Genomic DNA, 24,794 nt, shown 5'->3' with positions numbered 1-24,794 from the left:
TCATTAAACCTCCTCAGCGACCGATAAGTTTTCATTTTCTAAAATATTGCTTTCTTCGTCTAAGCCGAAAGCTACGTTTTTCTCAATCCACTTTCTGCGCGGCTCTACTTTATCGCCCATCAATGTCGTCACGCGTCTCTCAACACGTGCCGCGTCGTCAATTTTGACCCTTACAAGCGTACGGGACTCCGGATTCATCGTCGTTTCCCACAGCTGATCTGCGTTCATCTCACCAAGACCCTTGTATCGCTGGATTGTATAGCCCTTGCCGACTTTTTTCAGTACATCATCCATCTCTTCATCAGACCATGCATATTCAATGATTTCTTTTTTTCCGCTGCCTTTGCTGACCTTATATAAAGGAGGCAGTGCAATGAATACCTTTCCATTCTCAATGAGCGGCTTCATATAGCGATAGAAAAAGGTTAAAAGCAGCACTTGAATATGAGCGCCGTCAGTATCGGCATCCGTCATAATGATGATTTTATCGTAGTTAATGTCGTCGACTGCAAAATCAGCCCCGACACCGCCGCCGATGGCATGAATGATCGTATTAATCTCTTCGTTTTTAAAGATATCAGCAAGCTTTGCTTTTTCCGTGTTAATGACTTTACCGCGCAATGGCAGAACCGCTTGGAATCTGCGGTCTCTTCCCTGCTTTGCTGATCCGCCCGCAGAGTCACCCTCAACGAGATACAATTCATTCTTTGCCGGATTTCTTGAACCCGCAGGTGTCAGCTTACCGCTTAATGTCGCTTCTGATTTTTTTCGTTTTTTGCCGCTCCTGGCTTCTTCCCGGGCTTTACGTGCCGCTTCTCGCGCCTGGCTCGCCTTTATTGCTTTTTTCACAAGAAGAGTAGCGGTGTCCCGATTTTCCTCTAAAAAGTAAGCAAGCTGTTCTGATACGATTGCGTCTACAGCAGATCTTGCTTCACTTGTGCCGAGTTTTCCTTTTGTTTGTCCTTCAAATTGAAGAAGTTCTTCAGGAATACGGACAGAGATAATAGCTGAAAGCCCTTCCCTTATATCTGTGCCTTCCAGGTTTTTATCCTTTTCTTTCAGCAAAGCCACTTTTCTCGCATATTCATTAAAGGCTCTCGTCATTGCTGTCTTTGCACCTGACTCATGAGTTCCGCCGTCTTTTGTTCTGACGTTGTTAACAAACGACAGGATATTTTCTGAATAGCCGTCGTTAAACTGAAACGCAAAATCCACTTCGATGGAATGATGCTCTCCTTCAAACGAGACCACTTCAGACAGGGCATCTTTTTCCTCATTTAAGTAAGCAACAAACGCTTCTATTCCGTTCTCATAATAAAAGACTTCACGCTGGCCGTTCCGCTCGTCAATCAGTTCAATTTTTAATCCTTTTAATAAAAACGCTGATTCCCGTAAGCGTTCAGAAAGCGTTTCAAAATTATAAGTTGTTGTGCTGAACATTGTCGGATCAGGCTTAAAGTGAGTAAGTGTGCCTGTCTTTTTCGTTTTGCCAATCTTTTCGAGAGATGTGACCGGTTTACCTCCGTTTTCAAAACGCTGCTGATAGACGAAGCCGTCCCGCTCAATCGTAACCGTCAGCCATTCAGATAAAGCATTCACGACAGACGCGCCGACGCCGTGAAGCCCTCCGCTTGTCTTATAACCGCCTTGACCGAATTTTCCGCCTGCGTGAAGCACCGTTAAAATGACCTCAGGGGTTGGTTTGCCGAGTTTATGCATTCCAGTCGGCATGCCGCGGCCTCTATCCTGTACAGAAATACTGTTGTCTTTATGTATTTTAACGATAATGTGATCTCCATGGCCGGCAAGTACCTCATCGACGGAGTTATCTACAATTTCATAAACCAAGTGATGCAAGCCTCTCGCGTCGGTTGAGCCAATATACATACCCGGCCTTTTCCTTACGGCTTCAAGGCCTTCCAGCACCTGTATGGCATCTTCGTTGTAATCAAATTGCTGTTTTCTAGCCAAACGTACAAACCCCTTTCAAAAAACTAACATTCTCTTTTTCATTGTTACTTGTCAATTGTATAAAAGTATTTTTCATAATCCTTGCCCCGGTGCGCTTCTGCCTTGGACTCTTCATTATAACCAATGTCATCCCATTCTCAACATACAGCTAACGAATCATTCCGTAAAACATCCAAAAGTGCTGTTTTTCCGATATGAGAACGTATGTTTGTTTATTATATATAAAGCAGCGGACCTTCGCAAATCGAACGGCCGGAACCAAGCTTAGCAAGGCATTCAAAAAAAGCTGTTCAAGCTTTATTGTATCTGTTTCACAGTAATTCGCAAACAATATCTTTACATGAAAAAGCAAAAATCCTTGAATTCACAAGGATTTTTGCAGCTCTGAACCTATTTTGTTACAGCGTGTGCCACTTTTATGCACAGATCCATGATGACCGTTCTGCCATCATCCTTCAGCATCTGATAAGCCTCTTCGTTCACCAGGCCTTGCTGCGCCCAAAATACCGGGGCATCTGTCTCCAGAAACTCTTTAGCGACATCAGGAAGCTGTTCTGAACGTCTGAATACATTCACGATATCAATCGGACCGTCAATTTCTTTTAACGATGATACGGCTTTTACACCAAGCGCCTCTTCGATCGTCGGATTTACTGGTATGATTTCGTATCCCGCATCCTGCATCGCTTTTGATACCATATACGATGTTCTATCGGGACGGTCTGAAAGCCCGACTACCGCTATTCTCTTACTTCCATCAAGAATTTCTTTGATTTCCGCTTTTGAAGGGTTTTGCATGATAGACCACTCCTTTTTGTTTATTCTACACGACCGAAAAGGAAGAAATCAAAACATGATGTATGGCTGATTAGATTTGTAAGCAAACTTTACAAAAAAACTTATCATCAGATCATGACATCTCATGTTAAAATAGAGATTAGGGACATTGAAAAAGGAGAAATGTAGATGTTAATTGCTTTATTGATTATTTTGGCCTACTTGATAGGCAGTATTCCATCTGGCTTAATCGTAGGTAAGCTTGCCAAGGGAATTGATATTCGGGAGCATGGAAGCGGAAACTTAGGCGCTACCAACGCGTTCCGTACACTGGGCGTAAAAGCTGGTTCGGTTGTCATAGCCGGAGATATTTTAAAAGGGACACTGGCAGCTGCATTGCCTTACCTCATGCATGTTGATATTCATCCGCTCCTTGCGGGAGTCATAGCGGTTCTTGGCCATGTGTTTCCTGTGTTCGCCAAATTTAAAGGCGGCAAAGCCGTAGCAACTTCGGGAGGCGTCTTGCTGTTTTATGCACCTCTGTTATTCATTACAATGGTTGCGGTCTTTTTCATCTTTTTATACTTGACTAAATTTGTCTCTCTGTCATCAATGTTAACAGGGATATATACTGTCATATATAGTCTCTTTGTACATGATAAGTATTTATTGATTGTCGTCACGCTGCTCACTGTTTTTGTAATATACAGGCACCGGGCGAATATCAAACGAATTATCAATAAAACAGAACCTAAAGTCAAATGGTTATAAATGTTTAAAAAACTTCTATTTTGACACGAGATAGCCTTATACGTTTATAATAGAGAAAATCAAATGATAACAAAGGGAAAAGGGGGTCCTGTTATGAATATGACAGTTAACGAAGACGCGCTGAACTGGTATAAAGAAGAGCTTGATTTACAAAACGGAGACCAAGTTCGATTTTTCGTCCGCTATGGCGGCTGCAGCAACGTTCAAAAAGGCTTTTCTCTCGGAGTGGCGAAAGATGCTCCTCAAGAAGCAGGAGTCACGGCAGAAGTCGGCGGCATCACCTTCTTTATTGAGGAAAGTGATCTTTGGTACTTTGACAACCATGATCTTCTCGTCAGCTATTCAGAGTCTGCTGATGAGCCTGTATTTGAATACCATTAAGAAAAAGAACGCATATCCTATGCGTTCTTTTTTTATAAATGAAAACGTGTGAGATGGTCGGTCAGCTTTTCTTGTTCTAAGATATATTTTTGCGTCTCGCCCAAAAGATCAAAGTGGGGAAATTCGCTTTTTTTATGTATCCATTCTTCCTTCAAACCGTACGCCGCACCCCATTGAACCAGCTTATCAATATCTGCACAGCCTGCTTTTGTCACGGTTTTAGATTCCGGGAAACGGTCATCCAGCCAATAATGTGTTAAAAATGCGATTTCCCCTCTTTTGACTGCCTTCTTCCATCGGTTAACTTCCTCCCGTTTCACGCCAAATGCCATATGTCATTCACTTCCCTATTTTTTGGCCTTTTCATATGCTGCGTGCCAATCGGGGAAAGCCTTACGAAACTGAATCGGTTTAAAACTTTCTTTATCCACACAAATATGAGATGATTTCGCTTCAATTGATAGCTCACCAGCCGGATTATAAATATGGTAGCCATATATGGTTTTAAAGCCGTTGTATTCCTCAATCCATGTGTGCACCACCGCAGTTTCTCCATAATGGAGGGGTTTTTTGTAGGAAATATTGATATCAACGACTGGAGAAAGCACGCCTTTCTTTTCCATATCACTATACAAAAAGCCTAGGTCTTTAATGAGTGCCGTCCTTCCGACCTCCATCCAAATAAGATAATTCGCGTGATACACGATCCCCATTTGATCTGTTTCGGCGTAACGCACTTCTATTTCTGTTTTTGATACATGCAAGATACTCTGCTCCCTTAATCAGTTTAGCCCCATTTTACCACATCCAAATCAGAAAGAAAAAAACCAGGTTTCCCTGGTTTTTAGGAACGGTATCCCTTTTCTCTCGCTTCGGATTCGTCTTGAATTTCATTGCGAAATGCTTCGATGCTCTCTTCCCGTCTTGCGTTTTTTTCTTTGATGCGCTGCTTATCTTCTCCTGAAGCAAACTCCATTGATTCTTCTGCTTCTTCTATATTTTCGATCGTATTTTGGACCATATCCTGCAGTTTCTCTACGTTGTCGGAACGGTCGTCAGGATTAGGCTGCTGATATTGATTTTGGTTTTTTGTCATTGGGATGAACCTCCTAGTATAAAATCAATCCGGCGCTATTCGCCTTTCGTCTGCATGATAATTGGCTGCTGACCAGAAGTATCGTGCATTTTTTCCCCTTTATTGCGTTTATATTTAACAGGCTTCGTACCCAAGTGGCTTGGAGCATATTGAGGCTGACCGTTTTTCTTGTTGTTTCCCATGTTTATCCCTCCTCAACAAATAGGATTCTCAAAAGGAGGGGCAAACATGAATACAAATTAAAGGTTATTTTTGCTTAAATCGCTGTTCAAGCTTTTCCTCAAGCTGATTTAAATATTCCGTATTCGTCATCAGCTCTTTTTTGTTTTCCATGACGAGCTCATGAAAAGAACGTTTTCTCATCTTCTTCACTCTTCTCACCTCCGCGTATTCTTTTATTTTTTCCAATTCTGAAAATTTGTAAGCATGTTTGCACATAAAAAAAACTGAATCTAATGAAGATCCAGTTTTTCTTTCATCTCTTTTTTTGTCATGGTCCCGATATGTATGTCTTGAATCACGCCTTTTTCATCTAAAATATACGTAGTTGGGTACGAAAATACATTATAGTCAGCATTAATTCCTTTTTTATCAATCAAAATGGGGAAGGTTAAATGATACGTATCAGCAAAGGCTTGCACCTGTTTCTCGCTTTTCTCAGCTGAAGTAAAATTAACTGCAATAACCGCTACATCTGAGTGCTCCTTTTGCAGTTCCTCCATCGCCGGCATTTCCTGTCGGCACGGTTTGCACCAAGTTGCCCAGAAGTTAAGCAGAACTTTTTTGCCTTTAACGTCTGATAAAGAGGCCCTTTCTCCTGATAGCGTTTTCAGATTGAAGTCAGGCGCTTGCTGTCCCTCTTCAATGCCTATTTCTTTTTTGCTAAATTGCTGATAGACGTTCCAGCACATGTATCCGGCAAGCCCAATCAACAGGATTCCTGCCACCCATTTTTTCAGCATAATGTCACCCCCGGAGCTATCTTATCTCATAAAAAGAAGAGAAAGCAGAGTGCCTTCTCTTCTTCATACATTATGATTGCTTCATTTTTTCGCGAAGCACCATTTGCAGAATTCCGCCATGGCGGTAATAATCAATTTCAACTTCACTATCGAAGCGCACAAGTGCTTCAAATGTTTTTACATTTCCGTCTTCATCAATTGCTCTTACTGTAACGATATCACGAGGGCGTACGCTTTCATTAACATCCACCTCGATCACTTCTTTACCGTTTAAGCCGAGTGTATCCGCATTTTCACCTTGTTTAAATTGAAGCGGGAGCACACCCATGAATACCAGGTTACTTCTGTGGATTCTTTCAAAGCTCTCAGCAATGACAGTTCTAATGCCGAGCAGGTTTGTTCCTTTTGCAGCCCAGTCACGGGAAGATCCCATACCATAATCTTTGCCCGCTAAGATGGCAAGGCCTGTTTTATCTTCTTTATATTTCATGCAGGCATCATAGATTGATGTCACTTCACCAGTCGGCCAGTACGTTGTAAATCCGCCTTCTGTGCCCGGCGCGATTTGGTTTTTGATGCGGATGTTTGCAAATGTTCCTCTCATCATAACCTCATGGTTTCCGCGGCGGGAACCGTAGGAGTTAAAGTCACGAGGTGACACACCTTTTGCTTGCAAGTATTTTCCGGCAGGTGTATCTTTTCCGATTGCCCCTGCAGGAGAGATATGATCGGTCGTGACTGAATCACCGAATTTACCGACAACACGAAGGCCTTTTAAAGGTTCAACCTTACCTGGTTCAACTGACATTTCTTCGAAGAATGGCGGGTTTTGGATATAAGTTGACTCATTATCCCATTTATACAGCGCTTCATCTGTTGTCTCAATCTCATTCCAGCGTTTGTTGTCATCGAATACTGTTTCGTACTCCTTGCGGAAGAGCTCCGGTGTAACGGTTTGTTTAACAAGTGAATTAATTTCGTCCATTGACGGCCAAATATCGTTGAAGTACACTTTTTGTCCGTCTTTTCCGACACCGATCGGATCCGTTTTCAGGTTAATGTTCACTGTTCCAGCCAGCGCATAAGCTACTACAAGCGGCGGAGAAGCAAGATAGTTACCTTTCACAAGCGGATGAATACGTCCTTCGAAGTTACGGTTTCCAGAAAGAACAGACGTAATCAACAGGTCATTTTTCGCAACTGCTTCTTCAATTTCCGGTGAAAGCGGACCTGAGTTTCCGATACATGTTGTACATCCGTATCCAACGAGGTTAAAACCAAGCTCTTTCATGTATGGAAGAAGGCCTGAATTAACAAGATATCCTGTAACAACCTTAGAACCCGGTGCAAGTGATGTTTTCACGTAGTTAGGCACTTTGAGTCCTAATTCAACCGCTTTTTTCGCCACAAGGCCGGCGCCGATTAAGACGTATGGGTTAGATGTATTTGTACAGCTTGTAATCGCAGCAATAGCGATTGCACCCGTTTTCATGACTGTTTCTTCGCCGTTAAGCAATTTAAATTTAATTTCTTTGTCTTCCTCTTCGGCGTTTAATCCGAATCCTTGGTTACCCGCAGGACTGACTAAGTGTTTTTTAAACGTTTCCTGCATAGCAGAAAGCGGAATCAAATCCTGAGGACGTTTTGGACCGGAAAGGTTTGCTTCAATTTTAGACAAATCAATTTCGACGACATCAGTAAATTGCGGGTCTTCTACATCTGGAGTGTAGAACAAGCCGTTGCTTCTGCAGTATGCTTCTACTACGTCAATATGTTCAGCATCGCGGCCTGTCAGACGCAGATAATTTAGAGCTTCTTCATCTACAGGGAAGAAGCCGCATGTTGCACCGTATTCCGGAGCCATGTTGGCGATTGTCGCACGGTCTGCCAGCGGCAGTTCAGCAACTCCCGGTCCGAAGAACTCAACAAATTTACCGACTACGCCTTTTTCACGCAGTACTTGTGTCACTTTTAACGCCAAGTCAGTGGCTGTTGTTCCGTTCGGAAGCTTTCCGACGAGTTTCGCGCCGATTACCTCAGGAACAGGGAAATAAGAAGGCTGCCCAAGCATTCCGGCTTCCGCTTCAATTCCGCCGACACCCCAGCCGAGAACACCGATTCCGTTAATCATTGTTGTATGCGAGTCGGTTCCTACCAGCGTATCAGGATACGTAATCAGTTCCCCGTCTTCTTCGACTGCGTGGACAACACTTGCCAAGAACTCAAGGTTTACCTGGTGAACGATACCTGTTGCCGGCGGTACTGCCTGGTAGTTATTAAACGCTTTCTTTGCCCAGCTTAAAAATTTGTAACGCTCTGCATTTCTTTCGAATTCCAAGTCCATATTAATAGCCAAAGCATCTTCTGTGCCCGCTTTATCAACCTGTACAGAGTGGTCGATGACAAGGTCAACAGGAATCTCAGGGTTGATTTTGTCAGGATCTCCGCCGACAGCTGCCATTGCTTTACGTAATGAAGCAAGGTCAACTACTGCCGGTACCCCAGTGAAATCTTGTAAAATAACGCGAGATGGTTTAAACGGAACATCGATTTCCTTTAACTCGGCAGTTCCCCATTTTGCCAAATTTTCCACGTGTTCTTTTTTGATAACGAATCCGTCAACTTGACGCAATACAGATTCTAAAAGAACTTTAATGGAATAAGGAAGCTTCGACACATTTCCGATCCCCAAATCTTCCAATGCTTTCAAAGAGTAGTAATGATAAGTTTTCCCATTTGTAGTAAACGATTTTCTCGCTTGGAAAACGTCTTGTGCTGCAGTTTTTTGCTCGTTTGCCATTCTCCAAAATCCCCCTTCAGATCAGTTCATTCTCAGATGAACATTACATTCCATCACAATTTTCTCACAATTTCATATTAAAACAAAATCATACATAAGTAAATATCAATGTTTTTATTAAATACAATAAGATCGGCTTATCAGGGCAAAAAATCGGGAAATTTTACTGTCTGCACTCTCTCATATTCCTCATTGAAAGAAGCCATATTATGATTGAGGTGATAATGATGGTCAAACGAAAAGCAAATCACGTAATAAATGGGATGAATGACGCGAAAAGCCAAGGCAAAGGCGCCGGCTATGTAGAAAACGATCAGCTTGTACTGACTGAAGCAGAACGCCAAAATAACAAAAAAAGAAAAACCAATCAATAACGTTGAACTCTTTTAAGGAGGTTCTCATTTTATGACCAATAAAAATACAAGTAAAGATATGCATAAAAACGCTCCTAAAGGTCACAATCCGGGTCAGCCGGAACCCCTCAGCGGAAGCAAGAAAGTAAAAAACAGAAATCACACAAGACAAAAGCACAATTCCAGCCATGATATGTAATAAAAGCAGACCTTAGCGTCTGTTTTTTTATGCGTTCACCCATTTCTGACCAACTGCATAAGCTAAAGCAAGGTTGATATATGGAGGAATGCTTCCATGACCCATTCAAAACGAAACGATGCTAATGATTTCGATGGTATGGAGGAATGGCTTCGGCAATTTTTTGAAGATCCGTTCGCCTGGTACGACGAAACATTACCTATTGATCTATATGAAACAAGTCAGCAATATATTATTGAAGCAGATCTGTCGTCTATACAGCCGACACAAATCACAATTACCTTGTCCGGATGTGAGTTTATCCTGACGGTTAAATCCTCAGGACAGACTCTTGAAAAACAAATGATGCTTCCTTTTTATTTGAATGACAAGTCGATTGAGACTGAATGCGAAAATCAAATTCTTACAGTTGCCGTCAATAAAGAGACGAATGATGGCTCTTCTTTTTCTCTTCAATTCCCTCTCAGCTAAAATCAAAAGTCACTTTCATCCCCTATAATGAAAGTGACTTTTCTTCCGTCCATTTATCGTCAAATACCCTCTAGTGACTCTCCCATGGCCAAATAGCAGATTCACTATACAATAGAATATGATCTATCATCTCTTTTGACTAGACGTCTATCAGTTTTTTCTATTTTTTTAAAACATTGTTCTTCTATTCTTTCTTCATATACAATATGGTTAGTATAAGGGGGAATGATTGATGCTGGGAGGCTGGTTTTTGTGGTTTATTCTGTTTTGGGTGATCACGATGATTGTCTTGTTATCAATCGGCGGTTTTTTTATGTTTCGAAAGTTTTTAAAGCGTTTACCAAAAGAGGACGGCAAATCTGAGCTGGATTGGCAGGATTACTATATTGAAAACAGCAGACATCTATGGAGCAATGAAAACAAACAATTTCTCGATGAATTGGTCACACCTGTTCCGGAGCTGTTCAGAGATATAGCTCGAGCAAAAATTGCCGGAAAAATCGGAGAGCTGGCATTAAAAGAAAACGCAGCAGCAATTGATCAGCGGCTTATTATTAAAGGTTATATTTTGGCTACTCCGAAAAGAGACCATACCTTTTTAAAGAAACATCTACGAGACAAGAAAATCGATATTGAACCTTATCAGGCCCTTCTTAAATAAAAAACCTTTCCCGCAAGGAGGAAAGGTTTTTTAATTCATTTGAATGTCTGCTGACTGCAGCTCGCTTTGAAGTTTTCGGTATGACAGATACATGGCGATTCTCCACGGCACAATCATACCGAAAGCCAGAATCCAAAACATTCCGCTCAGTGCGCCGTAATCAACCGATGTGCTTAAAATTGATTTCATCACAATTCTGATCACTAAAAGGCCGACTAATATAAAGACAAATGCCTTAGAGCGTTTCATGTAAATTTCATTATTTTTAATTTCAAACTTTGAAGTTTTTATAAGAAAAATAGAGAAAATCACGCCTAAAGTGATCGCTTCTAAAAACTCTTCACCCGTTACCCAAAAAACCGGAAATAAAAACATTAACGCCCCCGTACTCATAAAAATCGGCGGGAGAATGATTTTTTTCGGTGAAACGGGCTTATCGGAAGACTTAATTCTGACCACCATCACAGCTGCAGCCATTAAAACAGCAACAATTGATGAAACTATAATCATCATACTTATCATTCCTTTGTTTTCTCGGAGTGTTGACACTATATACTATACTCCAAAACAATAAAAAAAACCATTTAGAAAAGAAATGACTAGCAATTTCCCATAACGCGGTTGACAGCTTCTAATACTTTGGACTCCTCAAACGGTTTGACGATAAAATCTTTGGCCCCAAGTTCAATGGCTTCTGTAACAATTCTTTGCTGGCGCATTGCGGTACACATGATGATCTTTGCTTTAGGGTCAAAGGATATGATCTCACGGAGCGCCTTAATGCCGTTTTTCACCGGCATCGTAATATCCATCGTCACTAAGTCCGGCCGAAGTTTTTTATACAGGTCTGCCGCTTGCTCGCCGTCCGCCGCCTCGCCTGCTATTATGTAATTTGCCTCTTCCAAGATCTCTCTGATTTTTACTCTCATGAACTTGGCGTCGTCTACAACTAAAACTCTTGTCATATTCCCCTCCAAAAATCGAATTCCTCAGGTAATAGTATTATTGTACCAAAAACAAAAGGATTAGTAGTAGTGCAAAAGTAATTTAACAGTCAGAAACCTGTAAATCCTCCAAAAAGATCCGACAGCAAAATAATGATCAAGTTCATCCAGTCAAAAAATAGCAGGACCCCAATAACAATCATAAGTACACCGCCCGCTTTCATGATCAAAAGCTGATTCTTCCTGATCCACTTCAGCTTCGTGATGAAGAACGACAATAATACAAACGGAACGGCAAATCCGAGAACATATAGCATCATATACGGTATCGCTGAGCCAGGATTAGTACCTGCTAATGTGATAACAGCCCCCAAAATGGGACCGGTGCAAGGCGTCCAGCCGGCCGCAAAAGCCATACCGATTAAAACGGAACCGAAAAAACCGCTTGGCCTATGCTTAAAATGGACTCTGCGTTCTTTCATGATAACCTCAGGCCGAAACACGCCAATCGTAATAAAACCGAACAGAATAATGAGCAAAGCGCCAACTTGCCGAATGGCATCATGATAATCCCTAAACAGGGTTCCAATAAAAGATGTTCCATATCCTAAAGCTATAAAAATCACTGAAAAGCCCAGCAAAAAAAACAGCGTATGGGCCAAGCTTCTTTTTTGCAGCAATAGTTTCTCTGTTTTCACATCATCCATGCTGACTCCTGTAATATATGACAGGAAAGCCGGATAAAGCGGCAAGCAGCAAGGCGAAATAAATGATAAAAATCCCGCGCCGAATGTCAGAAAATAATTCACATCTCCCATATCCTCATCCCTTCATGATTTGACATTCCTTCAAGTTATGACAAAATCATTTCATTTTTTTAACACTTTCACTCGAAGGATTTCTATTTTCAAAAAAAACTTATATAATTTAATTTGACATTGAGACATTGTACTCCTTCTCATTTGAAAATTAGTATAAATATGGATATAATATAAACATTCACTTTTGAAGATCTAATGTATGAAAGGATACATCCCTGTGATTAGAGAGCATCTATTAAATGAAATTGAAAAAAAAAGAGCAGAGCTGCTGCAAATTGTCATGGCGAACGGAATGACATCTCATATTACGATAGAACTCAGTCAGGAGCTTGACCATCTTCTCATACAATATCAAAAGCAGCGCCTTCGAGCAGTAGCGGGTGATGAATGATTGCAAAATAAAAAACCCGATAAAGGGTTTTTTATTTTATAACCATGTTTCTCTATATCATAATCTTTACGTATTATTTCGTTTGATTATTCATGGCTTTCATCATTTGATTGATTTTCTTTTGAGAAGGTTTCATTCCCATTTGCATCATCATCATGCGTAACATTTGTTCATTAATAGGCGGATTCTTTTTAAGGTAGCTCATCATATATTTACGAGCAATAAAAAACCCGAGTGCAACACCTATGAGCAGTGCAACAACGCCCACTAGGATGCCAACCCATAAAGTCATTTTATTTCCTCCTTCATGTTGTCTAGTTTAAAGTGTACTAAACCAAAAGCTATTATACAACATTTACATCTCTTTTTCTTCGGTTTTAGACAAAATTTCTTTCTTTCACCGGATTTAACCACCCATACCGCTTCGTATTGAAATCCATTGCGAGAAAGCAAGGGCTTACTTTGCGAAGAACTTCAAAAAATATCGTTTCCGCCTCGTAATCTCCGTTAGCTACAATTTCAATCATGTGTTCTTTCATCATAAAAGACGCTTGTCCCTTAGCTTTTGGGAGAGATAATCTATAAATATAATCCAGCTGTGTATAGTTTGTATTATTCAAATTCATTTTTAACCGCTGATGCATATGTAAAATCGGAATGGGTCTTGTGATATATTGAATTTGTTTCTCTGTCATTTCATACTGCTGCCTCGTCAGGCTTGTCCAATGATAGTCTTGAAACAGCTCAAACATAACCGATTCCCGCCCGAAATAATGATTGGCAAATTCCTCTTTGATCAGGTACGTATAGTAGTGACGTTCCATCTTCTCATCCCCTTTTCCAGCAGCATTTCATTTGCATTCTATTATACAAAAGAAGAGAAGAAAGAATTGTCTATTACTGTTAAACAGCCAATACTATTTTTGTCGGATAAACAAGAAAAAGAGGATGATTTGACTCATCCCCTTTGAAAAACTTATTTATTGATTAATGCTTTGACTCGATCCACAACATTTGCAACTGAGAAGCCGTATTCATTGATAATGGTTTCGCCAGGAGCGGAGGCGCCGAATTTGTCAATACCGAGCACGTCTCCTTCAAGCCCTGTGTATTTGCCCCAGCCAAATGATGAGCCCATTTCAATCGCAAGACGTTTTCTCACATCTGACGGAAGCACGGAGTTTTTGTATTCATCCGATTGTTTCTCAAAACGATCTACTGAAGGCATGCTGACGACAGAAACATCAATATTTTCTTTCGCCAATTCCGCCTGTGCTTCAATTGCGAGGCCAACCTCTGAGCCCGTAGCGATGAGAAGAGCGTCAGGTGTTTCGTTTTTAGACTTAGAAACAACATAAGCACCTTTTTCTACACCAGCTAATGCCTCTTCAGCTGTTTGGTCGATTGTAGGAAGGTTTTGACGTGTCAATACAAGCGCTGTTGGCTGATTTGTGCTCTGCACCGCAAGCTTCCAAGCCGCTGCTGTCTCATTACCGTCTGCAGGACGGATTAAAGAAAGGTTAGGCATAGCGCGTAATGAAGCAAGCTGCTCAACCGGCTCGTGAGTCGGTCCATCTTCACCGACCGCGATACTGTCGTGAGTAAAGACATATGTCACAGGAAGACCCATTAATGCTGCAAGGCGAATGGCCGGACGCAAGTAATCAGAGAAGACAAAGAATGTTCCGCCGAATACACGAAGTCCGCCGTGAAGCGCCATACCATTTAAGGCTGCACCCATAGCAAATTCACGAACACCAAACCAGAAATTTTTGCCTGAGTAATCAAGCGCTGTATAATCACCGGAATTTTTAATCGTCGTTTTGTTTGACCCTGCTAAGTCTGCAGAACCGCCGACAAAGAACGGAATTTTATTCGCAAGACCGTTCAGAACTTCACCTGAAGAGGCACGGGATGCCAGACTGCTTCCTTTTTCATAAACAGGCACCTCTTGATCCCAGTCTTTCGGAAGTTCTCCTTTGATAGCCAGCTCAAGCTGTTCAGCGAGTTCCGGATAAATTTCTTTATATTTAGCGAATTGGTCATTCCATTCCTGTTCCTTTTTCTCGCCGGATTCTTTTACTGTTTTTGCGAAATGCTCATATACTTCTGACGGAACGTAGAAATCTTCTTCATACGTCCATGCATAAGCTTCTTTTGTTAATTTACTTTCTTCTTTGCCAAGCGGAGCACCGTGAACACCGGAAGTGCCGGCACGGTTAGGAGAACCGAAACCGATTGTCGTTTTTACTTCAATCAATGTAGGTTTCTTGTCGTTTTGGCGTGCTTTTTCAATTGCCGCAGATAATTCTTCAATATTGTTTCCATCCTCAACGTAAAGAACTTCCCAATTCATCGCCTCAAAACGCTGTTTCACGTTTTCAGAGAATGAACGATCCAGATCTCCGTCCAATGAGATGTCATTAGAATCGTATAATAGGATCAGACGGCCAAGCTGAAGATGGCCTGCAAGTGAAGCGGCTTCAGAAGAAATACCTTCCATTAAATCGCCGTCACCGCAAATGCTGTATGTATAGTGATCGACTACATTGAATGAATCGCGGTTGTAAGTTTCGGCTAAATGGCGTTCTGCGATAGCCATTCCAACCGCCATTGCGATTCCTTGTCCAAGCGGCCCTGTTGTTGCATCAACACCTGCTGTATGTCCGAATTCCGGATGCCCCGGTGTTTTGCTGCCCCACTGGCGGAATCCCTTAAGATCTTCAATGCTGAGATCATACCCGCTTAAATGAAGCATGCTGTATAAAAGTGCTGATCCGTGTCCCGCAGATAAAACAAAACGATCGCGGTTAAACCACCCAGGGTTTGCCGGATTTACATTCATAAATTTTGTCCATAGCGTATATGCCATTGGCGCTGCCCCCATAGGCATACCAGGGTGACCAGAGTTTGCTTTTTCAATAGCGTCTATTGATAGTGTGCGAATGGTAGCAACTGATTTCTTTTCAATTGTATCCATAAAAATCCCCTTCCTTATATGTTGTACCCTTTCATCATAAATGTCTGACGACTTTTTCTCAACTGTTTCAGCTTAAATTTGAGAGAAACTTGATACATTTTGTCACCTGAAGAAAGCGCTGTTCTTTGTAGTATATACAAAAGAGGAATACGATATTGCCGTATTCCTCTTATATTAGTGAAGTCTGTTATTATTTTTTTCTCTTTTTAACTTTTCAGGTGTTACGTCATTGCCTTCAGGATCAATGATTTTTACACTTTTTAATGTGTTTTTCATAGAAGAACGAAATCCTTTTAGGTACTCTTGACGGAGCTTTTGCTGTTCAGCTTTTTCTTCTTCTGTAATAACGCCAGCTTTAGCTTTTGCGGCAAGTTCATTGATTCTGGCAATTTTTTCGTTTGAAATCATGATAAACTCCTTTATTGCATTTTGTCTATATACTACTAAAACAAGAGGAGTTTTACAACTGATTCACTCGCCTGTCTGCTCATTCTCTATGTATTCCTGAAAACGCCGATGGACTGTCGCCTTTGACACATCATAGCCAAAACCTCTCAACGTAGCCGCGATTTCAGCAAACGTCAGTTTATTCGCTCTCAACCGGACAATTTCCGAGATCGGAACTTCTATTCTTTCTTTTCCGCTGTTTTCATGCTGGTTTTTCAGGTTCTTTTGTGGCTTAAAACCATTTTTCACTGCACGTTTCATTCCGCGTTTAATTTTCATGTTGTGGATTTTCCGCTGGTATTCCTCCACAATGCTGACGATTTCCAGCACCATAGAGTCAGCCTCTGATAACTCCAGCTCACCTCTGTGAGCGGTCGTATATACTTTCACACCTTCCCTGTAAATACAATGAAGAAGTGCAATTTTCGCGTTTCCCCGGCCGAGTCTTGTTTCATCCTGAACTAAAATCACATCAATATTTGAATTCTTGATATGATCAAGCAAATCAAATACACCATCCCGGTCCATTTCATATCCGCTGGCTTTTTCAGAAATCACTTTGACGACTTCCATGCCGTTCTCGGCAGCAATGGCCGTAAGCTCCTCCTCCTGCCGCTTTAATGAGGTTTCTTGCTGTTCTTTATTTGTGCTTACTCGGGCATAAATGAGCGCTTTCACCTTTCTACCTTTCCTCTCTATTTAACAGTAGCCAGTTCGTATGCAGCCGGGTGTTCCTTTTTTAATGGAATCACCAATTCATCCCCCGGCTGAATCTCAGACGTCTGGAGATTATTTTTTTCAGCTACCCATTCAACAAAATCACTTTTATTTATCTTTTTTGAGTCATCCACCTGATCAGCGAGCGACCAGAGCGTATCCCCAGACTGAACTTTTATTTTAACATATTGATTAAGCTCCTGGTCGCTGCTTGTATATGACAACAGAAGGATAACCACGCTTAGAATCACAGTGAACAGGCCGACAAAAATAATAGATTCTTTATTCATGATAACAACCTCCGACAAGAATGTTTGTTCGCATTTTTATAATTTCAGTATATACGAACAAATGTTTCTGTCAATTGTTTTTTTCGAACCTATGTTTGTACTGTCAGGAAAATCATGCTATAATCTATTTAAAATCGACGTTTAGAGGTGCAAAAAATGACGAAGCTATCAAAAAGGCAACTTGATATCCTCCGTTTTATTAAAGCAGAGGTTAAATCAAAAGGATATCCGCCTTCGGTTAGAGAGATCGGAGAGGCTGTCGGCCTGGCGTCCAGTTCTACTGTCCACGGCCATTTGGCCCGTTTGGAAACAAAAGGGCTGATTAGACGCGATCCGACAAAACCAAGAGCGATAGAAATTCTGGATGAAGAAGTAGAGATTCCAAAAAGCCAAGTCGTTAATGTACCGGTAATCGGAAAAGTAACGGCGGGCTCGCCTATTACAGCGGTTGAAAACATTGAAGAATACTTCCCGCTTCCTGACCGTATGGTTCCTCCGGATGAGCATGTGTTTATGCTGGAGATCATGGGTGACAGTATGATTGACGCAGGTATACTTGATAAGGACTATGTTATTGTAAAACAGCAAAACACGGCGAATAACGGTGAAATCGTAGTGGCGATGACAGAAGATGATGAAGCTACGGTAAAACGTTTCTATAAAGAGGATACTCACATTCGCTTACAGCCTGAAAATCCAACCATGGCTCCGATCATACTGCAGAATGTCAGCATATTAGGAAAAGTAATTGGTGTGTTCAGGACTGTCCATTAAACTATTGAACTATCAGTTACAAAGAATAAACCCCCTCTTCCTTTACGGAGTGGGGGTTTTGTTTTTAAAAAAAGCAGGCTCGCCCTGGCTTAGGTGCGAACCTGAATAGGAGGAAAAAGAACATCATGTTTACACCATAATTATCCATCATTTAATTGTTGAAGTCAAGAAATTTTCTTTCCTTAACGAAACTTTTTAAAAAAAAGTGCTGTTTAACAAATTAGACGTTCTCTTCTTATAAATGTTTCGATTTTTGGACGTGAAAAGATGAGGTATACTCTGCTCTTTTATATTGAGCGAGGTAAAAGGAAATATACTGAATATTTAGTACATAGTTTATTTAGTTAATTTATTCTGCAAAAAAAGCTCACTTCTTTTCAAAAATGTGAGCTTCAATCAAAATTAAAATATTCTACACCATAGCGGCCTTTTACATGAACACTTGCACAGTTTTCTGAATGTTCTTCAGCTAATATTCGATACCGGTGATAAGGTTCAATGGAAGCCTTATCTTGAGCGCTAAAGTCAAACCAATTACCGGTGAATTGTTTTGTGCTTAACGTAGTATAATCCCCTGCAAGTCCCATTCGCTGAAGCTTAATGTTAACTGAACAAGTGTTCACTCCTAATATCGTAAATTGGTATCCTAAAAAATAATCCATTGCCGGTACATCACTAATGTTTTCTACATAAAACGCTTTTGTTCCGTCCTTTAGAATAAAGTCGGTTTTATGCTCAAACTGTGAAGTTGCTGCATGAATGGTCCCGGTTCCAAAAACACATAGTAAAACAGCTGTCATGAGCAATATTTTATTTCTCAACTGCAATCCCCTCCTTTACCATATATTAACCCCAGAAGATAAATATGTATATCCCCTGTTACTCTGTTTCCCGTACTTTTTCAATCATAAAAATCCATGTGGGTTTTAGCTTGCTTATAATATTGAAGTCTGTCTTGGAGAGTTCCTGTATGGAATTCAAATTTATGGCCGTCAGGATCAGTGAAATAAATTGATTTTCGATCACGTTCATCTCGTTCTCTCCCAGGCAACATAGTAACATGAAGGTTTTTTAATTTTGCGGACATTTGTTCAAACTCGCTTTCCTCAATTGTAAAAGCGATATGGGTATAAGAAGCGTTAATATCATTTCTGGGAATGTCACGCTCTTCGTTGAGAGCCAGCCATATGCCGTTTAAATCGAAATATGCAGTGCTCCTTCCTTTAACCAGCAGTTTAGCATCAAAGACATTTTGATAAAACTCGATGGAAGTCAGTAAATCAGAAACAGAAAATAACAAGTGATTGATCCCTTTGATCTCCACTGTGTCTCCTCCTTAGTATTTAAAGATAGATGATTAAAAACCATGAAAGATTGATTTGTTTAACAGAAGCTCAACCCCATCCCTTGTGTACGGGCATTGCAGCCAGAAAGTTTCAAACGACCAGCAAAAAATACCAGTGTAAACAAAAGCAATTTGTTCAAAATAAATCATATTACTTCAGAAGGGAATGACCATTATGAATGGCTACGGCCTTCATGAAACGTTAGAATTGCACGAATTGCTTACGTTTAAGAACCTTTGTTTGACAAAATCTTCAACCATGACGGGACTTGTACAAGATGAAGAATTAAAGAGTATTCTTGAGCAGGATGCTCAAAAAACAAAACAACAGGTTGCGCGTTTGCAGGAATTGCTGTCAGTGAGAGGTGAACAAGCGTGAATGAGTTCTTTCAAAAATTAGCTGGAATGGGCAGCATGACCGAACAAGTGATCGCAACGGATTTTTTAATATCGGCAAAGACAGGCGTTAGAAATATTGCAGCTGCCATCACAGAATCTTCATCCCCAGAAGTCAGAGAAACGCTGCAGCAATATTTACATGACGCGATGAATACCCATGAACAAATTTTTCATTATATGGCTGCAAAGGGTTTTTATCATTCTAAAGATTTAACTCAGCAAATAAGTGTCGATCTAGAGGCAGCAGATACCGCTAAAGATTTGCCACAAATATAGGTGATCAAATGAAACATATTATCGCTCTTGCTTCTAAGACAGCTTTAACTCTTGCCCTATTGTATGTGATTTTGGATAGAGTTTACCATGCTTCCTTTTTAAGTGTGCTGTTTATTGCATTTTTCTTAAGCTTTGTAACATACCTTTCCGGTGACATCCTGATCTTGCCGAGAACCAGCAATATAACAGCTTCACTGGCTGACTTCGGACTTTCACTCGTTATTCTTTGGGTCTTTCTTGAAACGCAAACTAGAAACGGTTTCTCACCGTTTGCAGCCGCTCTGATTGCGTCTGTCTGCCTTACTGTTTTTGAATATTTTTTTCACCGGTATTTACTGAAAAATGTGCTGGATGAAACATTCCGAAATGAACTGACTGTCAAAGATAACACTCTGCAATATCAAACCGAGGCATCAGATGAATTGTTTCCTGAAGCCAATGATCAGAAGAAGGACGAAAAATAAGGAGGCTTTGCGCCTCCTTATTTTAATAGCTGTTTTCTATGAAATGGGTCATCACTTCTGTAAAATCATAAAACCTCTCATTTTGAGTCACGGATCTGCTTTTTAAAGAAAAGATGCCAAACAAAGATTCTCTGAAACCTGTACTCATCTCTAACTGGATGCTCAAACCGGTTTTTGATTTATTCGCTATATTGTTTGGACTTACGCCTGCATGCGGATGATCTGTACCAAGCAATTCAGCCGGAAAACCGGCTTTTTGCAGTTTTGAAACTAATTCTGCCGCTCTTGATCGGTCTGTTCCGCCGATTTGTATCTGTTGGTCCTCTCCTGCATATCCATGCAATGAAATGACATACTCATGACTTGCTACAAGCTTCAGTGCCTGAGGCTCGTCAAAATGTGTGCTTGTTATATGCAGTACTGAATTTCCAGACGTCTTCAAACCTTCAAACAAATACATGGAATATTCTTTGCTGAGCTCTCTCGCTAATTCACTTGTGCCGCCTTCAATACCTCCTCCGTGAATAGCTAAAACAAGCACAGAGCTGCCGGTTTCTTTTGTGGCAATGTTATAATCTGAAGGATCTTCGTGATTCTTTAATTCCTCGAAATTCTGATAGATATCCTCTGCATATACAGAAGAAACCGGAACAAACAACAAGAAAATTAACAACAATTTTACATTTTTTAAAGTTGATGGAAAACGTTTGACTATGTTACAATCAACATGCTTCAAGGAATGGAGCACACGGCGGAGCAGGGATACTTTGGCCGGTTTCATCTACTCCGCCTCAAAACCAAAAACACAGGATGCTGGACTCTTTGAGGCTTTAGCACGAATTATCTCGTCCTCCTTGTTAAATTTTTGTTAAATTCACAATATTATATACCATTAGCCCGGGCGCTGTTCTTCACATTTATGAATTTATACTCCTTAGCAAAAAAGTAAGATCGCACGGCTTTATTCTCATTCCCCCATTAAATAAAAAAAATGCACCCGCCTGCTGGCTTGTGCACCTTTTACTTTCTGTTATTCCCGCGCTTCTTTACTTTATTGAGCTTATTAATGTCTTTTTCAATTTTTCTTATTCTCCGCTTTTGTGGAATGGCTTTTATTTCACTGTAAACAGCAATAAACCCGCTTAAAGTCACTGCTGCAATATAAATGAAACGGTGTTTGATAAAACGGTCAACAAGATCATGGTCACCTGCTTTTCTTTCAAGCCTTTCGATTACATCTTTATCGAATAGCTGATCGACATAAACTTGCTTCATCCCCACTGCAAATCCCGCAGCCAGCCATACAATCAGAAACAAACTGATATAAAACATAAAAACCCTTCCTTCCCCGTCTGTATGAGTCGCAGCATGAAAATGTGCCGAACCGATTGTTTACCGGACGAGAGACTGTCAGATGAACTATTGTCTTTGTTTTATATTATTCATTTGGACGGGCAATATGTAATGTCATAATCTACAGTTAGAAATTGAATCCCAAACAGCCACATTTCGTGAACAGCTGTTAACCTGTTTGCACCCGCCGGAGCCTTTATATGAAAGGTTTCAGATAATGGAAGCGGGCAGGTCCCGACTTTTGTTCTAAGATAAATCCCTTCATCCCCAGCACCGCTTTTTCTCTGCCTGCTGGTCAAAATCAGGTTCTCTTTGTGATGATAAGGCTTTAAAATGCCTGTCATGTTACTGAAAGGAAGCGGCAGAGAAATATTCATGTACCCTTCCCCTTTTGAGCGATATACAGAATACAGCGCGGTAAAAATGGTTTCGTTTTTTTCATTTGTTCTGATCCAGGCACGTACCTTTTTTCTTCCGTCTTTTTTTGAATGGACACCTTTTATTGTACTGTGCATCCTATACCAGTCAGGATTCGTTGACAGATGTATTTGTCCGGTTCTTTTGCTGATGTATTCATACATTTTCGCAAAGGGCTGAAACCAAGTGCTCCACGTCACTTTTGCTTTTACCTCATAATCTTTCGTCTGTTCATAAAAAGAAACAATCAACGGTGTCAAATGCTCCGGTGAAAAATCGTTTGAACGAAGGCTTCTCATATCATCCACAAGTCCGCTATATCGAATGTTATTTTCAGCGTGAATGTTGTGCAAAAAGTTCTTTCCGATTGTTCTCTTTCCGTATATACGGCTGAAAACCTTGACACTCGCATCCGAGGGCTGAGGATTTTCTTTTCTCCATCCTGCAAGAGCCGGCAAAATAACACCGAATGCGTTCACGATACCGTGTATCCATATCATTTGGCTGATGGTCAGCGTGACTTCTTGCCGGAATACACCGAATGAGTAAATGAAAGAGAAACAGATCGTTATCATTAACACGACAGAAGACAGTCGGATAAGCACTTTTCCTGTCTTACTGCGAAAAGCTGTCTTAAATATTAAGTATGAGTTAAGATAAAGTGCCGCCATATAGATACCAACCGCCAAGATATCAAGTGTTTTTGAGTATGTTATTCCGAGTGCGATGAGGAGCGGCGACAGTAAAATAATCCATGTCACCCAACCGTACATAACCCGTTTTTCTCTATTGACTCTGCCAAGTAAACCATTAAAGATCGGGATCAGAAAAGCAGAATAGTGAAAATGAACAGCTGTGAGCAAAATAATAAGAGGACCGAAGTGCAGGATATGTAAATGCGCAGCATAGGCAAAAAACCAAAATCCCCCTCCGCCTAAATAAACGAGTCCTAACAAAATAGATGTTTCTTCGATTCTATGTATTTTTGTTTTCAAGAGCCGCAACACACCATATAAAGCCAACAAAGCAGTGTATATCCACCAGATCAGTGCAAAATATCCTACGTCTGTTACAAGGGCTAATACCGCGAAAACAGCTGCTGCCGGATAGATGTGCATCAATATTTTTTCCGAAAATTGAATAGTCCTGTGAGCTGATTGATGAAAAACAAAAGGAAAAATTCCGGGCACAAAAAAGAGAATGGAAAACAAGACAAGCGCCTCCGCAACTAATATGTCGGGAGCTTCAGATACAAGAAACCAGATGAAACAAAGCGCACTAATGATGCCGTTTCGTTTTAACATACTTCTCCCTCTGTTTCCCGAAACGTCCCTTTATAATAAAAAAGAGTGCCAAGAATTGCATTTTCCACATGAACTTGTATAGTGAAACAGTTGTTGCTTTCATCAAAAGTTTCGCAAACAGTGGAATTACCGCTCAGCCATTTTGGCAAAGGAATTCTTTTTCCGCATATTAATAGCCATTGCTTTCCTGATGTAATGTGGAGAGACCCGTCAGAGAGTGCTTCAAAAGTTAAAACAGACAGCAGAATATGAGGTTGGCCGAAAAAATCAAGTATTCGTTTTTCATTTTCGTCGTAAACCATAACTGCATCAAAGAAACGCTTTTTATCTTTAAAGACAAAAGTCCGATTCCATTCAATCCCCGTATGTTCCTGCTTCGTAAGACATGTTCTGTTTTTAATTGTAAAAGGGATGTCCTTTCCTCTTTCTGAAAAGAAACATCTAAAAAACACCCCGCATTTCAGCAGCATTCTGACAAAAAAAGACCCTCCGCTTATTTCTGACATCGTTCCTCTTCCGCTGAATGTATGTGACCTGTCTAATTGATAACGTTTCTGCAGCTTGGGATGTAATAGATGATAATTTATAATTGTTTTTTTATACATTGAACTCACCATTTCACTTCTTTCTTTTTCGTTTCGTATGCCGAGCACTGGGAAGCCGGAGACTGATCAAGCCGCTTGCCGCAGTAACCACACTTAACAGTAAAGAACATATTCCGGCATCCAGAAAAGCGCAGACAGCAAAGATACAGGTCTGCACAGCATGAAGTGTCCATTTTCTCTTTAATGGACTCAGCCATAAAATGCCCAATCCTATCTTCGCTGCGCCTGCCATATTGTTCGTTTCAAGATCTGTAAACCCGTGGTAAAACCAAAACAGACTAAAAAACAAGCACGTCAGCATATAGACAAACGCATAACGGATCAATTGTTTCGGATGTTTATTTTGTTCAATCCAAAGTCTCAATGAATCAAAACTCCATGCTGTTGCCCACCCCAACAGCGGCCGAAATAATAAACGGTCAATCCATCTTCCCAGAAAGCCATATGCCGTTTCATATTGATACTGCGTCATAAATGTAAGCTTCCCGTTATCATGCTGTATGTATTTCCAATACCCGCTGCCTTTTTTAATCAGGGATAACGGATGGTTGGAGGAAAAGGCCAGGGAGGATACTCTTTGAGAGGAATGCAATTTCGTTCCCACGGTTTCACCAGCACCTGACACCTTTAATCCAAAGCCAATTCTTGTCTCGTAAAGAAACCTCTGCGCTTCATTTACGCTTCTGTTTAAATATGTAATGTCAGAAAACCGCAGATCCCATTCCTTATGTAGCGATGGGTTTTGCGTATATTCCCAAAGCTTGTCCAGGTCAGATGTCATCTCGATTTCGACATAAATCGGCTTCTGTTTCACAGCCCCTCCTC

Annotated in this window: 36 protein-coding genes; 11 read left to right on the top strand and 25 right to left on the bottom strand. The window is 40.8% G+C overall.

Features of this window, described 5'->3' with window-relative positions; genetic code table 11:
* Positions 1-3: 3 nt before the first annotated feature.
* Positions 4-1,971, bottom strand: coding sequence for a DNA topoisomerase IV subunit B (parE, locus tag P3L57_RS09835; protein WP_069486597.1), 1,968 nt, complete (start codon positions 1,969-1,971; stop codon positions 4-6).
* 390 nt (positions 1,972-2,361) lie between these two features.
* Entirely contained in the window at positions 2,362-2,769 is a 408-nt protein-coding gene (locus P3L57_RS09830; RefSeq protein WP_059352978.1) for a CoA-binding protein, read from the bottom strand.
* A gap of 168 nt (positions 2,770-2,937) precedes the next feature.
* Between P3L57_RS09830 and plsY the strand changes: the two genes are divergently transcribed.
* Both plsY and P3L57_RS09820 read left to right on the top strand, forming a co-directional pair.
* On the top strand, positions 2,938-3,519 hold the full coding sequence (gene plsY, locus P3L57_RS09825; protein ID WP_024121591.1) for a glycerol-3-phosphate 1-O-acyltransferase PlsY: 582 nt from the start codon (positions 2,938-2,940) through the stop codon (positions 3,517-3,519).
* Between the two features lie 93 nt (positions 3,520-3,612).
* Positions 3,613-3,900 (top strand): HesB/YadR/YfhF family protein, encoded by a 288-nt coding sequence (locus P3L57_RS09820; protein WP_024121590.1) that lies wholly within the window; start codon positions 3,613-3,615, stop codon positions 3,898-3,900.
* A 32-nt stretch (positions 3,901-3,932) separates the two neighbouring features.
* Here P3L57_RS09820 and P3L57_RS09815 read toward each other — a convergent pair whose 3' ends face one another.
* The 7 genes from P3L57_RS09815 to acnA all read right to left on the bottom strand — a co-directional run bounded on the left by P3L57_RS09815 (position 3,933) and on the right by acnA (position 8,758).
* The gene (locus tag P3L57_RS09815; protein WP_024121589.1) at positions 3,933-4,232 is read right to left on the bottom strand and encodes a hypothetical protein; all 300 of its coding nucleotides are present in this window, start codon (positions 4,230-4,232) and stop codon (positions 3,933-3,935) included.
* A 15-nt stretch (positions 4,233-4,247) separates the two neighbouring features.
* Positions 4,248-4,664 carry a YbgC/FadM family acyl-CoA thioesterase gene (locus P3L57_RS09810; RefSeq protein WP_069486596.1) on the bottom strand — a complete coding sequence of 139 codons (417 nt, stop codon included), beginning with the start codon at positions 4,662-4,664 and terminating at the stop codon, positions 4,248-4,250.
* An 80-nt stretch (positions 4,665-4,744) separates the two neighbouring features.
* Positions 4,745-4,996 carry a small acid-soluble spore protein Tlp gene (tlp, locus tag P3L57_RS09805; RefSeq protein WP_069486595.1) on the bottom strand — a complete coding sequence of 84 codons (252 nt, stop codon included), beginning with the start codon at positions 4,994-4,996 and terminating at the stop codon, positions 4,745-4,747.
* A gap of 35 nt (positions 4,997-5,031) precedes the next feature.
* Positions 5,032-5,178, bottom strand: a complete 147-nt coding sequence (sspN, locus tag P3L57_RS09800) for an acid-soluble spore protein SspN (RefSeq protein WP_024121586.1) — start codon at positions 5,176-5,178, stop codon at positions 5,032-5,034.
* Positions 5,179-5,242: 64 nt separating this feature from the next.
* A complete protein-coding gene (locus P3L57_RS09795) occupies positions 5,243-5,368 on the bottom strand; it encodes an FbpB family small basic protein (RefSeq protein WP_003244964.1) in 126 nt (41 codons plus the stop codon).
* An 80-nt stretch (positions 5,369-5,448) separates the two neighbouring features.
* Positions 5,449-5,958, bottom strand: a complete 510-nt coding sequence (locus P3L57_RS09790; protein ID WP_069486594.1) for a redoxin domain-containing protein — start codon at positions 5,956-5,958, stop codon at positions 5,449-5,451.
* A gap of 70 nt (positions 5,959-6,028) precedes the next feature.
* The gene (gene acnA / locus P3L57_RS09785) at positions 6,029-8,758 is read right to left on the bottom strand and encodes an aconitate hydratase AcnA (RefSeq protein WP_069486593.1); all 2,730 of its coding nucleotides are present in this window, start codon (positions 8,756-8,758) and stop codon (positions 6,029-6,031) included.
* 227 nt (positions 8,759-8,985) lie between these two features.
* Between acnA and sspO the strand changes: the two genes are divergently transcribed.
* The 4 genes from sspO (at position 8,986) to P3L57_RS09765 (ending at position 10,442) form a co-directional block, all read left to right on the top strand.
* Positions 8,986-9,132, top strand: a complete 147-nt coding sequence (gene sspO, locus P3L57_RS09780; RefSeq protein WP_003221239.1) for a small acid-soluble spore protein SspO — start codon at positions 8,986-8,988, stop codon at positions 9,130-9,132.
* 31 nt (positions 9,133-9,163) lie between these two features.
* Positions 9,164-9,310 (top strand): small acid-soluble spore protein P, encoded by a 147-nt coding sequence (locus P3L57_RS09775; RefSeq protein WP_003221237.1) that lies wholly within the window; start codon positions 9,164-9,166, stop codon positions 9,308-9,310.
* 78 nt (positions 9,311-9,388) lie between these two features.
* A complete protein-coding gene (gene cotM / locus P3L57_RS09770; RefSeq protein WP_082687889.1) occupies positions 9,389-9,781 on the top strand; it encodes an outer spore coat protein CotM in 393 nt (130 codons plus the stop codon).
* A gap of 232 nt (positions 9,782-10,013) precedes the next feature.
* The gene (locus P3L57_RS09765; RefSeq protein ID WP_044155728.1) at positions 10,014-10,442 is read left to right on the top strand and encodes a DUF2621 domain-containing protein; all 429 of its coding nucleotides are present in this window, start codon (positions 10,014-10,016) and stop codon (positions 10,440-10,442) included.
* A 30-nt stretch (positions 10,443-10,472) separates the two neighbouring features.
* On the opposite strand, the gene P3L57_RS09760 is transcribed toward P3L57_RS09765, so the two are convergent.
* From P3L57_RS09760 to P3L57_RS09750, 3 genes are all read right to left on the bottom strand, one after another.
* A complete protein-coding gene (locus P3L57_RS09760) occupies positions 10,473-10,964 on the bottom strand; it encodes a CcdC family protein (RefSeq protein ID WP_082687905.1) in 492 nt (163 codons plus the stop codon).
* Between the two features lie 77 nt (positions 10,965-11,041).
* On the bottom strand, positions 11,042-11,407 hold the full coding sequence (locus P3L57_RS09755) for a response regulator (RefSeq protein WP_059291739.1): 366 nt from the start codon (positions 11,405-11,407) through the stop codon (positions 11,042-11,044).
* Positions 11,408-11,496: 89 nt separating this feature from the next.
* Complete coding sequence (locus tag P3L57_RS09750; protein WP_044155730.1) at positions 11,497-12,204, bottom strand: cytochrome c biogenesis protein CcdA; 708 nt, start codon at positions 12,202-12,204, stop codon at positions 11,497-11,499.
* A gap of 220 nt (positions 12,205-12,424) precedes the next feature.
* Here P3L57_RS09750 and ynzD point away from each other — a divergent pair, with 220 nt between their 5' ends.
* Positions 12,425-12,598, top strand: coding sequence for an aspartyl-phosphate phosphatase YnzD (ynzD, locus tag P3L57_RS09745; protein WP_024121579.1), 174 nt, complete (start codon positions 12,425-12,427; stop codon positions 12,596-12,598).
* A 73-nt stretch (positions 12,599-12,671) separates the two neighbouring features.
* Here ynzD and P3L57_RS09740 read toward each other — a convergent pair whose 3' ends face one another.
* The 6 genes from P3L57_RS09740 to yneA all read right to left on the bottom strand — a co-directional run bounded on the left by P3L57_RS09740 (position 12,672) and on the right by yneA (position 17,032).
* Positions 12,672-12,890: a YneF family protein gene (locus tag P3L57_RS09740; RefSeq protein ID WP_003221221.1), complete on the bottom strand. Its 219-nt coding sequence runs from the start codon at positions 12,888-12,890 to the stop codon at positions 12,672-12,674.
* Positions 12,891-12,975: 85 nt separating this feature from the next.
* Positions 12,976-13,422: a sporulation inhibitor of replication protein SirA gene (sirA, locus tag P3L57_RS09735; RefSeq protein WP_059291740.1), complete on the bottom strand. Its 447-nt coding sequence runs from the start codon at positions 13,420-13,422 to the stop codon at positions 12,976-12,978.
* 152 nt (positions 13,423-13,574) lie between these two features.
* Positions 13,575-15,578: a transketolase gene (gene tkt / locus P3L57_RS09730; protein ID WP_044155732.1), complete on the bottom strand. Its 2,004-nt coding sequence runs from the start codon at positions 15,576-15,578 to the stop codon at positions 13,575-13,577.
* Positions 15,579-15,752: 174 nt separating this feature from the next.
* The gene (locus tag P3L57_RS09725; RefSeq protein ID WP_024121576.1) at positions 15,753-15,986 is read right to left on the bottom strand and encodes a DUF896 domain-containing protein; all 234 of its coding nucleotides are present in this window, start codon (positions 15,984-15,986) and stop codon (positions 15,753-15,755) included.
* Positions 15,987-16,049: 63 nt separating this feature from the next.
* Positions 16,050-16,703: a YneB family resolvase-like protein gene (locus P3L57_RS09720; protein WP_024121575.1), complete on the bottom strand. Its 654-nt coding sequence runs from the start codon at positions 16,701-16,703 to the stop codon at positions 16,050-16,052.
* A gap of 17 nt (positions 16,704-16,720) precedes the next feature.
* Positions 16,721-17,032, bottom strand: a complete 312-nt coding sequence (gene yneA, locus P3L57_RS09715; RefSeq protein ID WP_059291742.1) for a cell division suppressor protein YneA — start codon at positions 17,030-17,032, stop codon at positions 16,721-16,723.
* Positions 17,033-17,188: 156 nt separating this feature from the next.
* Here yneA and lexA point away from each other — a divergent pair, with 156 nt between their 5' ends.
* Entirely contained in the window at positions 17,189-17,806 is a 618-nt protein-coding gene (gene lexA, locus P3L57_RS09710) for a transcriptional repressor LexA (RefSeq protein WP_010334405.1), read from the top strand.
* Positions 17,807-18,198: 392 nt separating this feature from the next.
* Here the strand turns inward: lexA and P3L57_RS09705 are convergent, their stop codons facing one another.
* The gene (locus tag P3L57_RS09705; protein ID WP_083244471.1) at positions 18,199-18,627 is read right to left on the bottom strand and encodes a hypothetical protein; all 429 of its coding nucleotides are present in this window, start codon (positions 18,625-18,627) and stop codon (positions 18,199-18,201) included.
* An 80-nt stretch (positions 18,628-18,707) separates the two neighbouring features.
* On the bottom strand, positions 18,708-19,130 hold the full coding sequence (gene fosM, locus P3L57_RS09700) for a FosM family fosfomycin resistance protein (protein WP_059291743.1): 423 nt from the start codon (positions 19,128-19,130) through the stop codon (positions 18,708-18,710).
* Positions 19,131-19,326: 196 nt separating this feature from the next.
* Here fosM and P3L57_RS09695 point away from each other — a divergent pair, with 196 nt between their 5' ends.
* The 3 genes from P3L57_RS09695 to P3L57_RS09685 are packed head-to-tail and all read left to right on the top strand — an operon-like array spanning position 19,327 to position 20,290.
* Positions 19,327-19,530 (top strand): DUF892 family protein, encoded by a 204-nt coding sequence (locus tag P3L57_RS09695; RefSeq protein ID WP_024121571.1) that lies wholly within the window; start codon positions 19,327-19,329, stop codon positions 19,528-19,530.
* Positions 19,527-19,826: a spore coat protein gene (locus P3L57_RS09690; protein ID WP_059335692.1), complete on the top strand. Its 300-nt coding sequence runs from the start codon at positions 19,527-19,529 to the stop codon at positions 19,824-19,826. The genes P3L57_RS09695 and P3L57_RS09690 overlap by 4 nt, the downstream gene beginning before the upstream one ends.
* 8 nt (positions 19,827-19,834) lie before the next feature.
* Positions 19,835-20,290 carry a YndM family protein gene (locus tag P3L57_RS09685; protein ID WP_069486592.1) on the top strand — a complete coding sequence of 152 codons (456 nt, stop codon included), beginning with the start codon at positions 19,835-19,837 and terminating at the stop codon, positions 20,288-20,290.
* 22 nt (positions 20,291-20,312) lie between these two features.
* Here the strand turns inward: P3L57_RS09685 and P3L57_RS09680 are convergent, their stop codons facing one another.
* The 5 genes from P3L57_RS09680 to P3L57_RS09660 all read right to left on the bottom strand — a co-directional run bounded on the left by P3L57_RS09680 (position 20,313) and on the right by P3L57_RS09660 (position 24,783).
* Positions 20,313-21,071 (bottom strand): poly-gamma-glutamate hydrolase family protein, encoded by a 759-nt coding sequence (locus tag P3L57_RS09680; protein ID WP_059352970.1) that lies wholly within the window; start codon positions 21,069-21,071, stop codon positions 20,313-20,315.
* Between the two features lie 239 nt (positions 21,072-21,310).
* Complete coding sequence (locus tag P3L57_RS09675) at positions 21,311-21,622, bottom strand: hypothetical protein (RefSeq protein ID WP_044155745.1); 312 nt, start codon at positions 21,620-21,622, stop codon at positions 21,311-21,313.
* Positions 21,623-21,732: 110 nt separating this feature from the next.
* A complete protein-coding gene (locus P3L57_RS09670; protein WP_069486591.1) occupies positions 21,733-23,364 on the bottom strand; it encodes a YndJ family protein in 1,632 nt (543 codons plus the stop codon).
* Positions 23,358-23,978 carry a DUF4166 domain-containing protein gene (locus P3L57_RS09665; RefSeq protein ID WP_069486631.1) on the bottom strand — a complete coding sequence of 207 codons (621 nt, stop codon included), beginning with the start codon at positions 23,976-23,978 and terminating at the stop codon, positions 23,358-23,360. The genes P3L57_RS09670 and P3L57_RS09665 overlap by 7 nt, the downstream gene beginning before the upstream one ends.
* Before the next feature lie 4 nt (positions 23,979-23,982).
* Entirely contained in the window at positions 23,983-24,783 is an 801-nt protein-coding gene (locus P3L57_RS09660) for a hypothetical protein (RefSeq protein ID WP_059335695.1), read from the bottom strand.
* Positions 24,784-24,794: the final 11 nt, after the last annotated feature.

Origin of the sequence: Bacillus sp. B28, from assembly GCF_029536185.1 — a bacterium.
In the GTDB taxonomy this organism is placed as follows: Bacteria; Bacillota; Bacilli; order Bacillales; family Bacillaceae; genus Bacillus; species Bacillus halotolerans.
This window is presented reverse-complemented; position numbering and strand designations above follow the sequence as displayed.

What these genes read in the sequence shown, in the direction of transcription:
- P3L57_RS09830 (WP_059352978.1), bottom strand. Translation starts at nt 2,769, where the DNA reads ATGCAAAACCCTTCAAAAGCGGAAATCAAAGAAATTCTTGATGGAAGT.
- plsY (WP_024121591.1), top strand. Translation starts at nt 2,938, where the DNA reads ATGTTAATTGCTTTATTGATTATTTTGGCCTACTTGATAGGCAGTATT.
- P3L57_RS09820 (WP_024121590.1), top strand. Translation starts at nt 3,613, where the DNA reads ATGAATATGACAGTTAACGAAGACGCGCTGAACTGGTATAAAGAAGAG.
- P3L57_RS09815 (WP_024121589.1), bottom strand. Translation starts at nt 4,232, where the DNA reads ATGGCATTTGGCGTGAAACGGGAGGAAGTTAACCGATGGAAGAAGGCA.
- tlp (WP_069486595.1), bottom strand. Translation starts at nt 4,996, where the DNA reads ATGACAAAAAACCAAAATCAATATCAGCAGCCTAATCCTGACGACCGT.
- sspN (WP_024121586.1), bottom strand. Translation starts at nt 5,178, where the DNA reads ATGGGAAACAACAAGAAAAACGGTCAGCCTCAATATGCTCCAAGCCAC.
- P3L57_RS09790 (WP_069486594.1), bottom strand. Translation starts at nt 5,958, where the DNA reads ATGCTGAAAAAATGGGTGGCAGGAATCCTGTTGATTGGGCTTGCCGGA.
- acnA (WP_069486593.1), bottom strand. Translation starts at nt 8,758, where the DNA reads ATGGCAAACGAGCAAAAAACTGCAGCACAAGACGTTTTCCAAGCGAGA.
- sspO (WP_003221239.1), top strand. Translation starts at nt 8,986, where the DNA reads ATGGTCAAACGAAAAGCAAATCACGTAATAAATGGGATGAATGACGCG.
- P3L57_RS09775 (WP_003221237.1), top strand. Translation starts at nt 9,164, where the DNA reads ATGACCAATAAAAATACAAGTAAAGATATGCATAAAAACGCTCCTAAA.
- P3L57_RS09765 (WP_044155728.1), top strand. Translation starts at nt 10,014, where the DNA reads ATGCTGGGAGGCTGGTTTTTGTGGTTTATTCTGTTTTGGGTGATCACG.
- P3L57_RS09760 (WP_082687905.1), bottom strand. Translation starts at nt 10,964, where the DNA reads ATGATAAGTATGATGATTATAGTTTCATCAATTGTTGCTGTTTTAATG.
- P3L57_RS09755 (WP_059291739.1), bottom strand. Translation starts at nt 11,407, where the DNA reads ATGACAAGAGTTTTAGTTGTAGACGACGCCAAGTTCATGAGAGTAAAA.
- P3L57_RS09750 (WP_044155730.1), bottom strand. Translation starts at nt 12,204, where the DNA reads ATGGGAGATGTGAATTATTTTCTGACATTCGGCGCGGGATTTTTATCA.
- P3L57_RS09740 (WP_003221221.1), bottom strand. Translation starts at nt 12,890, where the DNA reads ATGACTTTATGGGTTGGCATCCTAGTGGGCGTTGTTGCACTGCTCATA.
- sirA (WP_059291740.1), bottom strand. Translation starts at nt 13,422, where the DNA reads ATGGAACGTCACTACTATACGTACCTGATCAAAGAGGAATTTGCCAAT.
- tkt (WP_044155732.1), bottom strand. Translation starts at nt 15,578, where the DNA reads ATGGATACAATTGAAAAGAAATCAGTTGCTACCATTCGCACACTATCA.
- P3L57_RS09725 (WP_024121576.1), bottom strand. Translation starts at nt 15,986, where the DNA reads ATGATTTCAAACGAAAAAATTGCCAGAATCAATGAACTTGCCGCAAAA.
- yneA (WP_059291742.1), bottom strand. Translation starts at nt 17,032, where the DNA reads ATGAATAAAGAATCTATTATTTTTGTCGGCCTGTTCACTGTGATTCTA.
- lexA (WP_010334405.1), top strand. Translation starts at nt 17,189, where the DNA reads ATGACGAAGCTATCAAAAAGGCAACTTGATATCCTCCGTTTTATTAAA.
- P3L57_RS09695 (WP_024121571.1), top strand. Translation starts at nt 19,327, where the DNA reads ATGAATGGCTACGGCCTTCATGAAACGTTAGAATTGCACGAATTGCTT.
- P3L57_RS09685 (WP_069486592.1), top strand. Translation starts at nt 19,835, where the DNA reads ATGAAACATATTATCGCTCTTGCTTCTAAGACAGCTTTAACTCTTGCC.
- P3L57_RS09680 (WP_059352970.1), bottom strand. Translation starts at nt 21,071, where the DNA reads ATGAAACCGGCCAAAGTATCCCTGCTCCGCCGTGTGCTCCATTCCTTG.
- P3L57_RS09675 (WP_044155745.1), bottom strand. Translation starts at nt 21,622, where the DNA reads ATGTTTTATATCAGTTTGTTTCTGATTGTATGGCTGGCTGCGGGATTT.
- P3L57_RS09670 (WP_069486591.1), bottom strand. Translation starts at nt 23,364, where the DNA reads ATGTTAAAACGAAACGGCATCATTAGTGCGCTTTGTTTCATCTGGTTT.